Source organism: Thermomonospora catenispora, assembly GCF_006363815.1.
GTDB lineage: Bacteria > Actinomycetota > Actinomycetes > Streptosporangiales > Streptosporangiaceae > Thermomonospora > Thermomonospora catenispora.
This window is the reverse complement of record NZ_RRYT01000019.1, coordinates 48,726-60,321: the sequence shown is the minus strand read 5'-3', so window position 1 is coordinate 60,321 and position 11,596 is coordinate 48,726. Positions and strand designations below refer to the sequence as shown.

Here is an 11,596-nt window from a genome sequence, read left to right as displayed (position 1 = left end):
GCGCGGCTTGACTGGGGGGTATGACAGACGAGGAGATGACCTTGGTCCTGGGCGGCACCGGCAAGACCGGCCGCCGCGTGGCGGCGCGGCTCGCCGAACGCGCCGTCCCCGTCCGGATCGGATCCCGCTCCGCCGACCCCCCCTTCGACTGGGAGCGGCCCGCCACCTGGGCGGCGGCGCTGGAGGGGGCGGCGTCGGTGTACGTGACCTACCAGCCCGACCTGGCGGTCCCGCAGGCCCGGGCGGCGATCGCCGAGTTCACCGAGGCGGCGCGCAGGGCCGGGGTGCGCCGGCTGGTGCTGCTGTCGGGGCGCGGCGAGGAGGAGGCGCGGCGCTGCGAGGACGTCGTCACGGGCAGCGGCCTGGAGTGGACGATCGTCCGCGCCTCCTGGTTCCAGCAGAACTTCAGCGAGAGCGACATGCTCGGCTGGGTGCTGGACGGGGCGCTGGTGGTCCCGGCCGGGCGCGCGCCCGAGCCGTACGTGAGCGCCGACGACATCGCCGACGTGGCGGTGGCCGCGCTCACCGGGGACGATCACCTCGGCCGCGTCTGGGAGGTGACCGGGCCGCGATCGCTGACCTTCGCCGACGTGGCCGCCGAGATCTCCGCCGCCACCGGCCGGGAGATCACGGTGATCGAGGTGCCGGTGGAGCGGTACTCGCAGGCGCTGATCGACGCCGGGGTCCCGCCCGAGGCCGCCGAGCTGCTGACGCACCTGTTCGTCACCGTCATGGACGGCCGCAACGCGCAGGCGACCGACGACGTGCGCCGGGCGCTGGGACGCGAGGCGGGCGACTTCGCCGACTACGCCCGCGCCGCCGCCGCCTCCGGCGTGTGGGACGTGCCGGGCGCCGGCCGGTGAGGCGGCGATGCGGACCCTGCAGATCGCGACGCTGATCGCGGCGACCGTCACGACGGGCTGGTCGGCGGGCCTGTTCGCGGCGTTCTCGTACGCGGTCATGCCCGGCCTGGCCCGGACCGGGGACCGGGTGTTCGTGGAGGCCGTGCAGCGCATCAACGCCGCCATCCTCAACGGCTGGTTCGCCCTCGGCTTCCTCGGCGCGATCGTCTTCACCGGTCTGGCCGCCGCCCTGCACCTGGGCGAGGGGCAGTGGCCGGCGCTGGCCTGGCTGATCGCCGCGTTCGTGCTGCACGCGGCGGTGCTGGCGATCACGTTCGGGATCAACGTGCCGCTCAACGACGCCCTGGAGGCGGCCGGGGACGCGGCGACCATGCCGGATCCGGCCGCCGTGCGCGCCGCGTTCGAGGCCCGCTGGGTGCGCTGGAACGTCGTCCGCGCCGGGCTGTCCACCGCCGCCCTGGGCTGCCTGGCCTGGGCGCTGATCCGCTGCGGCCGCGCTCTGTGAGCACGGGGTGAGCGCAGGGAGGGCCCCGGACGGCGGGATCGAGGGCCGCCCGGGCGGGACCCGCCGTCTCGCGGCTGGGAGCGCCTCCCGGAGGATTCGCCGTCCCGCCCGCCGGCCGCCGCCGTGCCGGGCCGGGGCGCGTTCGGCGGCTCCGGGCTCTGCGGCCGGGCGCCCGTGCGCCCCGCCCCGGCGCACGCCCGTGCGCCCGGCCCCGCGGGGCGTCGCCGTGCGTGCGGTCGTGCGGCGTCCGAGGCGAGAGGCGCGGTCTGAACTCCTGAGGCGGCGTGCGCGGCCTGAAGCGGCAGGGAGCCGTGCAGGCCGGTGCTGCGCCGGCGCCTGCCGGGACGGCGCGGGGCTGTGGGACGGCACGGCACGAGCGGCGTCCCGGTGCCCCTTTCAATCACGCTTTCGTGTCCTCAATAGGACATATGGGGTGAATTGACCCGTTCGGAAACGGGGCGTTATTCATCAGTAACGGATTACTTGTCCCGTCCCTCCAGGCCGGTGCGAGCGATCCGTGCCCGACCACGACACGGCGGCCCGGGCCGGTGATCACCCCGCCGTCATCCCAGGTGCGTCGGCGCAGTCCCACCCCGCGTCATCGACAGGAGCCCCGATGAAAGCCCTGACGAGACTCGCCGTCCCCGTCCTCGCCGCCGCCACCGCGCTGGGCCTGACGGCCACCGGCGCCTCCGCCGCCGCGGTCACCATCCGGCGCGACGGCCCCACCGGCGCCCCCTACTCCGGCGCCTTCCGGTTCGACAACCTCGCCCCGCTGAGCCTGAGGACCAGCATCCTCGGCATCAACGTCACCGCCCAGTGCGACACCGTCACCCTGGAGGGAACGCTGGTCTCCGACGGCAGCAGCGTCAGCCTGAACTCGGCCGTCGTCGACGACTGCAGCAGCAGCATCGGCGGCTCGGCCGAGGTCACCTTCGAGAACCTGCCCTACGACCAGGCGACCGTGGAGTACGCCCCGGTCTCCGGAGGCAGGGACGGCACCCTCACCTTCACCGACTCCAGGCTGCGGATCCGGGCCGACATCAGCGTCCTGGGCATCTCGGCCACCTGCTACTACGGCCTGGGGTCGAGCATCACCTCGCTCACCTTCGACCTGTTCAACCCCGACAACCCCGACCGCCCCTCGCCCACGGTCGACGAGGCCCAGGGCGCCGTCGACAACGCCTCCCTCACCCGGCTGTCCGGCAGCAGCTCCATCTGCCCGACGACCGGCACCGCCAGCGTGCACGGCGAGATCAAGGGCGAGACGACGGCCGGCTCCGGCGTCTTCGACCAGACCCTGTACGCCACCTCCTGACGGCCGCCCGACCCGCCCCGACGCGACCGACGAGACGGGCCGCCGCCCGGACGCCGGGCGGCGGCCCGCCGTCGCGACCGGGGAGGGCGCGTCCGGGAACGCCCGATCCGCTCTCCCCGGCCGCCCGTCGACGACGCCGTCGTCGCGGCGTCGTCGCGGTGCCGTCGCGGTGCCGTCGCGTCGTCATCGCGAGGTCATCGCGGCGTCGTCGCGACGCATCGCCCGGCCGGGCCGCCCCCTTCCGGACCGGTGCGGGCGGCCCGTGGGCCGCGAAGGCCGGTGCGCGAGGCCTCCTGCGGGCCTTCGCTCGGCGGGGCCGGGTCAGGGCAGCGCGCCGAGCCCCTGGGCCAGCACGGTCGCGGTCCTGGCGATGACCCTGTCGTCGACCTCGGTGTCGGGGGTCGTGCGGTTGGTGTAGATCGCCATGATCAGCGGGGCCGTGGCGCCCTTGGGCCAGACGATCGCGATGTCTGCGGCGGGGGCGTAGGCCCGGCCGGTGCCGGTCTTGTCGCCGATCGTCCAGTCCGCGGGCAGGCCCGCGCGGATGCGGGCGTCACCGGTGGTGTTGGCGCGCATCCAGGCGATCAGCCGGGCGCGGTCCGGCTCGGCCAGCGCGTCGGTGGTGGTGACCTTCCGCAGGTTCTGCGCCATCAGCGCGGGGGTGGTGGTGTCGCGGTACTCGCCGGGGCGCCAGTCGTTCAGGTCGGTCTCCCAGCGGTCCAGCCGCGAACGGTGGTCGCCGAGCGAGCGCAGGAACGCGGTCATCCCGGCCGGGCCGCCGATCTGCCGCAATATCAGGTTCCCCGCCGTGTTGTCGCTGAGGGTGATCGCGGCCTCGCACAGGGCGGAGACCGTCATCCCGGACCTGAGGTTCTCCTCCTTCTCGGTCTCCGGCGAGTACTCCACCAGGTCGTCGGCGGTGTAGCGGATCACCCGGTCCAGCAGGCCGGGGTCGGAGGTGCGGGCCTTGTGCAGCACGGCGGCGCACGCCAGCGCCTTGAACGTGGAGTTCAGCGCGAAGGTCTCCTGCGCCCGGTACCCCACCGTCCGGCCGGTGGCGGTGTCGATCGCGTACGCCCCGATCCGGCCGTTCTCGTATCCGGCTTCCAGCGCCCGCAGTCGCCGCTGGACCTCGCCCTGGCCGGCGGCTTCGGCGGCCGGGGCGGTCGTCAGGGTGCTGTGCGACCCGACGGGGACGGTCCGGGCGGGTTCACCTGCGCAGGCGGCCGTCCCCAGCAGCAGCATCGGCGTCGCGACCGCTGCCCCCAACGCGGTGCGCCACTGAGGGCGCTGGACCTGCTTCATGTGGACTCCTTTGTCTCTCGATGTCGAGGACATCGATGATCAAGTAAATGTCCGACATTCACATCTGATTTCGCTGTGACCTGAACGCCCGCTTCAGGCGTGACGTAACCCCCGGCCGCTTGCCGTCGCGGCGCAGCTATGGCACATTGCAATAGTGCAATTTGCCATAGTGGGAGGCGGAGATGGCCCGATGGGACCTGGTGGGGACGACCGCGCTGGCGCTGCTGGCGCAACGGCCGCAGCACCCCTACCAGCTGCACCGGTTCATGGTGGACACCCATAAGGACTACGTCTCCGGCCTGCCGCGCAGCCTGTACCACGCCGTCGACAGGCTCCTGCGGGACGGCCTGATCGAACCGGTGGAGACCAGCCGGGAGGGCCGGGGACCGGAGCGCACCGTCTACCGCGTCACCGACGAGGGCCGCGAGGAGCTGGCCCATCGTCTGCGGCGGATGCTGGAGCGCCTCGACCCCGACTCCCGCGTCATGTACGCGGCGACCTCCCTGATGGCGGCGCTCGACCCCAAGGAGGCCGAGCGCTGTCTCAGCACCCGGGCCGCGGCCCTGGAGGGCGCGGTGGCCGCCGCCGAGGCGACCTTGGCGACGCTGGACCTGCCCCGGGTGCTGCTGCTGGAGACCGAGTACAGGCGGGCCCTGTACACCGCCGAACTCGCCTGGGTGCGCGGCGTCCTGGAGGACCTGCGCTCGGGCGGACTGGACTGGCCCGGTTCACCGGCGGAGGCGACCGAGGACTGAGACCGCCGCCGGTGAACCGGGCCTCCCGGCCTCGGACGAGGCCGGTTCCATCACCCTTTCAGGAGGACATCATGTCTGACGTCTCGGCCGTCCGTGACCTGCTCGACCGGCTCGTCGCCGCCTGGAACGACGGCGACGCCGCCGCCTACGCCGATCTGTTCGTCGAAGACGCCGACTACATCACCCTCTTCGGCCACAACATGGCCGGGCGCGCCGCCATCGAGGAGGGCCACCGCCCCCTGTTCGAGGGGCCGCTCAAGGGCTCGCGCCTGGTGGCGCCGGCCGACCCGAAGATCAGGTTCCTCACCCCGGACGTGGCCGTCGTGGTGGCGACCGGGATCTCGCCGGGCGGCGACCGGGAGACCATGATCACCCTCACCGCGGTGCGCCGGGAGACGGGCTGGCGCTTCGGTTCGTTCCAGAACACCCCGCGCGTCCCCGTCCCGGGGGCGGCGGCATGAGGCCGCTCGCCGAGGAGACCGGCCTCGTTCCGGGATCCGTCCCGGATGTGCTGCGCAGGCTGTCGGCGTCGCTGGAGGGCGCCCGCGTCGAGGACTCCGGTCCCCGCCCCGTCCTCGTCGTGCAGGGCGACTGGTGGTACCGGGCCGAGTACCGCCTGGCGCCCGAGGACGCGGGCACCCGGGTGACCCTGCGGGTCTTCAACGCGGCCACCCGCGCCCGCTGGGCCGTCCCGCTCGTCAACCGCTTCTTCGTCGGGTTCCGGTCCCAGGTGCACGACGGTTTCGCGGCGACCCTGCGGTCCCTCGGCGGCTGACTCGCCCGGGCGGCGCCGGTGCGAGGGGGCGGGGCCCCTCCACCGGCGCCGGCGGCGGCCCTGCGGATCCGCCGGGCCGCCGCCCCGCGCCCGGTGCGAGGGCTCAGTCCCGCCGCAGCTCCGCGCGCTCGTCCCGCCGCGCCGGGAGGGCGGCCTCCGCCTGCGGGGCGGGGAGCCGGCGGCCGGCATCGCCGGCAGGACGGCCGAGTCGTCCGGCGCGAGGCCCTGGCCGAAGTGCAGCAGCGTCTGCGGGGTGAAGCGGCCGACCGGCCGGGAGTCGGTCAGCCCGGCGGCCGCCATGCCCGAGGCGTTGCCGGCGAAGGCCGCGAAGCAGGCGGAGGCGGACGGCACCGGCACGTTCTTGATCACGAAGTCGCGGTGCCCGGCCCGCCCTCGCCCGCTCGGTTTTGCGGAGATCGCCCTTGGGCAAATCCCTAGTAAACAGGTAGAGTTACCATGTATCTCCCGGTTTCGTTCCCAGGGGGCGAGATGACCACTTTCGACCAGGCTCTGGAGGTCCCGATCGCCTCCGCCGGTCGCGCCCATGTGATCCGCACCGACGAGGAGGCCCTCGAGGTCGCCGCGCGTCTGGCCGCCGAGTTCGCGCCCGGCGCCGCCGAACGCGACGCGCAGCGGCTGCTGCCGCGGGCCGAGCTCGACCGGCTGTCGGAGAGCGGGCTGCTGGCGATCACCGTGCCGCGCCGGTACGGCGGGGCCGACGTGCGCGCCGACACCCTCGCGGAGGTCTACCGCCTGCTGGCCGAGGCCGACCCCAACATCGCCCAGATCCCGCACAGCCACGTGGTCTATCTGCGGGTGCTGGCCCAGCAGGGCGACGAGGAGCAGCAGCGGTACTTCTTCGGCGAGGCGCTGGCGGGCAGGCGCTTCGGCAACGCCCAGTCCGAGGCCGGCACCCGGCACGCCCAGGACTACCGCACCCGGCTCGTCCCCGACGGGGACGGCGGCTACCTGCTGAACGGGGAGAAGTTCTACTGCACCGGCGCGCTGTTCGCGCACTGGGTGCCGGTGCTGGCCCAGCTGGAGGTGCCGGGCCAGGGCGACCGGCTGCACGTGGCCTACGTGCCCCAGGGCGCGCCCGGCCTGGAGATCGTCGACGACTGGACGGGCATGGGGCAGCGGGTCACCGCCAGCGGCACCGTGCGGCTCAAGAACGTGCGGGTGCCGGCCGAGCGGGTGGTGCCGCACCACCTGACCTTCACCGGGCCGCAGATCCACGGCGCCTACGCGCAGTTGCTGCACGCGGCCATCGACGTGGGCATCGCCGGGGGCGCGCTGCGCGACGCCGCCGAGTTCGTGCGCACCCGCTCCCGTCCCTGGCCCGACAGCGGGTGCGCCCGCGCCGCCGACGATCCGCTGCTCATCCAGCGGTTCGGCGAGCTGGTGGTCCTCGAACGGTCGGCGCGGGCGCTGCTGGCCGAGGCGGGCCGGGCGGTGGAGCGTGCCAGGCACGAGCTCACCGAGGAGAACGCCGACGCCGCCTCGATCGCGGTGGCCACCGCCAAGACGGTCGCCGACCGGGCCGGCGTGGAGATCTCCAGCGCGCTGTTCGAGCTGTCGGGCACCCGATCCAGCCTGGAGCGGCACAACCTGCACCGGCACTGGCGCAACGCCCGCACCCACACCCTGCACGACCCGGTCCGCTGGAAGATCCAGCACATCGGCCGCTACGTGCTCAACGGCACGCCGCCCCCGCAGCACGGCGCCATCTGAGGGCCCGGGCCCCGCCCGGACGGGAGGCCGGGCGGGGAGCCCGCAGAGGAGCCGTCTTCCTATTTCATAGTAAATAAGTAGGAATAAGTGAATATCGGCGGGACGGCCCGCCCCGCCGCCGCTCGACGCATCCACCGAGACCACGGTCGTGAACGGCGCCATGCCCTGGGAGACGCCGGACCGTGCACCGCCGGTCCCCGGCCCCGGCGATCGGGGCCTGCGGGGCCGGACCCGACCCGAGACCAGGGCGCCCCGGTGCGACGCACCACCCCCACGACGGCAGAGCCCGAAAGGACCTGTGGCGATGACCGAACTGCTGCGCGACCAGGCGATCGACCCCGATCAGTTCCGCCGGACCCTGGCCCTGCACGCCGCCGGGGTCGTGGTGGTCACCGCGGCCCCCGGCGGCGCCCCGGCGGGGCTGACCGCCACCTCCTTCACCTCGGTCAGCCTGGAGCCGCCCCTGGTGTCCTTCTGCATCGCCCGCACCTCCACCACCTGGCCGTCCCTGCGCGCCGCCGACCGCTTCGCGGTCAACATCCTCTCCGACGCCCAGGCCGACCTGGCCGCCCGCTTCGCCCACCGCGGCGTCGACCGCTTCGCCGCCCCCACCCGCTGGCGTCCCGCCCCCGACGGCACCCCGCTGCTGGAGGGCGTGTGCGCCCATCTGCTGTGCACGCCGTACACCACCACCGACATCGGCGACCACATCCTGGTCGTGGGCCTGGTGACCGGCGCCCGGATCCACCGGCCCGACCAGCCCCTGCTCTACCATCGCGGACGCTTTGGCCGCTTCCGCCCGCAGACCTCCTGACCTCCCGCGCACGGGGGTCGGTCTCCGCGGGCCGGCCTCCGTGCACGGCGGACGGGACGCGGCGCGGAACGTGCGGGTCCGAGGACGTCCGGATCCCGTGCGAAGAGGGGCGCCGACCGGGCTTTCGGTCGCATCGGGGGCCGGCCGCCGGTGGACCGCCGGCCCGACACGCGGGGCGGACGCTCCGTGGCGCGACCGGGCCAATCTCTATAGTGTTCCGACATGTTTGATGGAGATTTCGGTCTGCCGTTTCCCCCGCCCAGGCCGGAGGACTCCCGGCCGGTCATCGCCCCGCCACGGGACGAGCCGGGGCACTGGGCGGGCGCGCCCAGCGCCTGCCTGGTGGACGGCGTGATCTACCTGGCCTACCGGCTGCGCCGCCCGGTCGGTCAGGGCCGCGGATACGCGGTGGTGGTGGCCCGCTCCCGCGACGGGGAGCGCTTCGAGACGTTGACGGTCATCGACAAGGACCTCATGGACGCCGAGTCGCTGGAGCGTCCCGCGCTGGTGACCACCGAGGACGGGACCTTCCGGCTGTATCTGAGCTGCGCCACCACCGGCACCAAGCACTGGCGGGTGGAGGTGCTGGAGGCCGCCGACCCGGCGCGGTTCGACCCGGTCGGCAGCCGCGTCGTGCTGCCCGGCAGCCGGCTGGTCGGCGTGAAGGACCCGGTGATCCGCCAGGACGGCGGCAAATGGCACCTGTGGGCCTCCTGCCATCCGCTGGCCGACCCCGACGAGGCCGACCAGATGGTCACCGACTACGCCACCAGCGCCGACGGGCTGGAATGGGTCTGGCACGGCACGGTGCTGACCGGTCGCCCGGGGCGCTGGGACGCCCGCGGCGCCCGGGTCACGGCGGTGCTGCGGCACGGGGGGCGCACCGTCGCCTTCTACGACGGACGGGCCAGCGCCGCCGAGAACTACGAGGAGCGCACCGGCCTGGCCGCGGGGGAGGGGTATTCGGTGCTGCTCCCGCAGGGCGAGGAGCCCGTGGGGGTCTCCCCCCACGGCGGCGGCGGTCTGCGCTACCTGGAGGCGCTGCGGGTGCCGGGGGAGGGCTGGCGGATCTACTACGAGATGACCCGCGCCGACGGGGCGCACGAACTGCGCACCGAGCTGCACCCGGAATGACGTCGCCGTACGGGGCGGCCTCCGCCGGCGCGGCGGGCGAGGGGCTCAGGCGACCTTGAGCCAGTCCGTGCAGTCCCAGCCGGTGATCTCCGACAGGAGCGCGATGTCGTCCTCGAAGTAGGGCAGCAGCCGCGCGCGCTGCTGCGGGGTGGGCGGCCGCCGGGTGCGCGGGTCCCGCTGGAGCAGGGCCAGAAAGGGCCGGCGCGCCGCCTTGCGGACGGCCTCCGGCATGTGGGCGCCGATCCGGGCCCCGCCGCGCAGCAGCGCCTGCAGCGCCCGGTTGCCGGGGGAGTCGGCGACGTGCGGGGTCACGTTCTCCCGGGGGAGGGCGTCGAGCACCCCCGTCCGCACGCCGAGGAAGGCGCAGATCTCGTCCAGCGCGGCGGCGGGCCGGTCGCGCAGCTCCTCATAGCGCAGCAGCAGCACCTGCTCGCGCGGGAACAGCTTGAACAGGTGCTGCAGCTGCTCCCCGTACCTGCCCAGGTCGACATAGCGCCAGAACGCCGACCACCCGGCCCGCACCCGCCGCTCCTGGGCGGCGCACGCCTCCACCACGTCGCCGATCGGCTCCAGGCCCGCCGACCACAGGTGCGCCCAGTTGGAGTGGGCGCGTTCCACCGGGTCCCGCAGCACCGCGATCATCCGGACGTGGGGGATCAGCCGGTGGATCCGCAGCTGCGCCTCCTGGTCGTACAGGTAGAAGGGGGTGCTCTCGCCGCGCAGCGCGCCGGGCGGGGCGGCGTCGAAGAGCGCCTCGTAGTCCGAGCGCCGCCAGATGTGCTCTCGGTAGGTCTGCGCGTCGCCGGGGCCGCCTCCCCGAGGCGGCGGCCCGTCGGTCAGGAAGAACTTGGGCTCCTTGACCGGCGACATGAACAGCTGGGGGTGGCGGGCCAGCCCGCGGTGCAACGCGGTCGTGCCCGCTTTGGGCGCGCCGATCACCAGGACATCGGGCAAGGACATACCCGCCTCCATATTGAAGGTAAAACCTACCTTAAATATAGGTAATAGGGAAAAATGTCACCAGACCCGTTCTCGACGGCCGGGTCACGCGGCACCGCCGCGTGACCCCGCTCAGCCGCCCCGGTGCAGCGCGGTGAGCCGGTCGGCCGCGGCGCGCACGGCCGCCGCCAGCTCCGGCAGCCGATCGTCGCCGAACCGGACGGCCGGCCCCTGCAGCGCCACGGCCGCGATCGTGCGGCCGGAGTGATCGCGGACCGGGGCGGCCACGGCCCGCACGCCGACGATGCGCTCCTCGTTGTTGATCGCGTACCCGCGTCGCCGGATCCGCGCCAGCTCGGCCTCCAGCTCGGCGCGGGTGGTGATGGTGGCGGGCGTGTAGCGGCGGAACGGCTCGGCCATGGCGACCCGCCGGTCCCCGAAGGCCAGCAGGGTCTTGCCCATCGCGCAGACGTGGACGGGGTTGCGTGCGCCGGGCTCCTGGTCGTACCGCAGCGGGTGGGGGGACTGCTCGTGCAGCAGCACCGCCACCTCGTCGCCGACGCGCACGCCCAGGCTGACGGCCTCCCCGGTCCGATCGCGCAGCGCGATCAGCTCCGGGTGCAGCAGCGTGCTGCCCATGCGCTCCAGGGCGAGCCGGCCGAGGATCGCCACCGACGGCCCGAGGAAGTAGCGCTCGGTCACCGGGTCCTGCCCCAGCATGCCCGCCGCGTGCAGGGCGCGGACGATGCGGTGCGCGGTGCTGGTGGTCAGGCCGAGCCGGTGGGCGATCTCGGTGACGGTGAGCTGGGCCGCGCTCTCGAACGAGCGCAGCACGGCGATCGCCCGGTCGACCGCCTGGGTGCCCTGCCGGGGGAGCGCGGCCCGCTCGCCGTGGTCGACGGTCTCCGTCATGAGGACGATCTTCCGGCGTCGGCCGCGCCGTCCCGCCCCGCCTCGGGCGGCACCTCCACGGGCGCCCACAGGCTGGGCAGGTTGACCACGATGCCCTCCTGGGTGCTGCGGGCGATCACGACGACCGCCTCCTCGTCGGGGGAGGGGTTCTCCTCGCGGTGCGGCACATAGGGCGGCACGAAGACGTAGTCGCCGGGGGAGGTCTCGATCCGCACCTCCTCCTCCCCCTCGGCGAACACGAACACCGGGTGGCCGGAGACCACGTAGATCGCCGTCTCCGCCTCACCGTGGTGGTGGTCGCCGGAGCTGGTGACGGGGGCGACGTGGGTGCGTCCCATCCACAGCCGGCGGGAGCCGACGGTCTTGCCGGAGATCGCCTCCAGCCGCCGCATCCCCGAGGTCTGCGCGGTGTCGGAGGTCAGCGCGTCGCCGCGGATGTGCTCCAGCCGCCGGTGCCAGGCCGCGTCGCCCGCCGCCGTCCGGTCCGCTCGTGGCGTTCGGTCGGTCATGTCTCGATCCTCACATTCTCGACTATCTTGACCGAT

13 protein-coding genes are annotated in these 11,596 nt (G+C 74.0%); 9 read left to right on the top strand and 4 right to left on the bottom strand.

Translation table 11 applies throughout. The features are described 5' to 3' along the window. Positions 1-35: 35 nt before the first annotated feature. The 3 genes from EIO00_RS15890 to EIO00_RS15880 all read left to right on the top strand — a co-directional run bounded on the left by EIO00_RS15890 (position 36) and on the right by EIO00_RS15880 (position 2,686). Positions 36-863: an NAD(P)H-binding protein gene (locus tag EIO00_RS15890; RefSeq protein WP_241661382.1), complete on the top strand. Its 828-nt coding sequence runs from the start codon at positions 36-38 to the stop codon at positions 861-863. A 7-nt stretch (positions 864-870) separates the two neighbouring features. Next, entirely contained in the window at positions 871-1,368 is a 498-nt protein-coding gene (locus EIO00_RS15885) for an anthrone oxygenase family protein (protein WP_140179726.1), read from the top strand. A 616-nt stretch (positions 1,369-1,984) separates the two neighbouring features. Continuing rightward, positions 1,985-2,686, top strand: coding sequence for a hypothetical protein (locus EIO00_RS15880; RefSeq protein WP_140179724.1), 702 nt, complete (start codon positions 1,985-1,987; stop codon positions 2,684-2,686). Between the two features lie 321 nt (positions 2,687-3,007). On the opposite strand, the gene bla is transcribed toward EIO00_RS15880, so the two are convergent. Next, positions 3,008-3,991 (bottom strand): class A beta-lactamase, encoded by a 984-nt coding sequence (gene bla, locus EIO00_RS15875; protein ID WP_241661381.1) that lies wholly within the window; start codon positions 3,989-3,991, stop codon positions 3,008-3,010. 182 nt (positions 3,992-4,173) lie between these two features. Here bla and EIO00_RS15870 point away from each other — a divergent pair, with 182 nt between their 5' ends. The 6 genes from EIO00_RS15870 (at position 4,174) to EIO00_RS15845 (ending at position 9,200) form a co-directional block, all read left to right on the top strand. Continuing rightward, positions 4,174-4,746, top strand: coding sequence for a PadR family transcriptional regulator (locus EIO00_RS15870; protein WP_140179722.1), 573 nt, complete (start codon positions 4,174-4,176; stop codon positions 4,744-4,746). 71 nt (positions 4,747-4,817) lie between these two features. Beyond that, positions 4,818-5,207, top strand: a complete 390-nt coding sequence (locus tag EIO00_RS15865) for an SgcJ/EcaC family oxidoreductase (RefSeq protein ID WP_140179720.1) — start codon at positions 4,818-4,820, stop codon at positions 5,205-5,207. Further along, a complete protein-coding gene (locus EIO00_RS15860; protein WP_140179718.1) occupies positions 5,204-5,521 on the top strand; it encodes a hypothetical protein in 318 nt (105 codons plus the stop codon). The genes EIO00_RS15865 and EIO00_RS15860 overlap by 4 nt, the downstream gene beginning before the upstream one ends. 489 nt (positions 5,522-6,010) lie before the next feature. Next, positions 6,011-7,252: an SfnB family sulfur acquisition oxidoreductase gene (locus EIO00_RS15855; RefSeq protein ID WP_140179716.1), complete on the top strand. Its 1,242-nt coding sequence runs from the start codon at positions 6,011-6,013 to the stop codon at positions 7,250-7,252. A 304-nt stretch (positions 7,253-7,556) separates the two neighbouring features. Beyond that, on the top strand, positions 7,557-8,066 hold the full coding sequence (locus EIO00_RS15850; RefSeq protein WP_140179714.1) for a flavin reductase family protein: 510 nt from the start codon (positions 7,557-7,559) through the stop codon (positions 8,064-8,066). Between the two features lie 222 nt (positions 8,067-8,288). After that, a complete protein-coding gene (locus EIO00_RS15845; RefSeq protein ID WP_140179712.1) occupies positions 8,289-9,200 on the top strand; it encodes a hypothetical protein in 912 nt (303 codons plus the stop codon). 45 nt (positions 9,201-9,245) lie between these two features. Here the strand turns inward: EIO00_RS15845 and EIO00_RS15840 are convergent, their stop codons facing one another. The 3 genes from EIO00_RS15840 to EIO00_RS15830 all read right to left on the bottom strand — a co-directional run bounded on the left by EIO00_RS15840 (position 9,246) and on the right by EIO00_RS15830 (position 11,560). Next, positions 9,246-10,160: a sulfotransferase family protein gene (locus tag EIO00_RS15840; protein WP_140179710.1), complete on the bottom strand. Its 915-nt coding sequence runs from the start codon at positions 10,158-10,160 to the stop codon at positions 9,246-9,248. A 111-nt stretch (positions 10,161-10,271) separates the two neighbouring features. Further along, positions 10,272-11,051, bottom strand: coding sequence for an IclR family transcriptional regulator (locus tag EIO00_RS15835; protein WP_140179708.1), 780 nt, complete (start codon positions 11,049-11,051; stop codon positions 10,272-10,274). After that, the gene (locus tag EIO00_RS15830; protein ID WP_140179706.1) at positions 11,048-11,560 is read right to left on the bottom strand and encodes a cupin domain-containing protein; all 513 of its coding nucleotides are present in this window, start codon (positions 11,558-11,560) and stop codon (positions 11,048-11,050) included. Before EIO00_RS15830 ends, EIO00_RS15835 begins: the two co-directional genes overlap by 4 nt. Between the last annotated feature and the right edge of the window lie 36 nt (positions 11,561-11,596).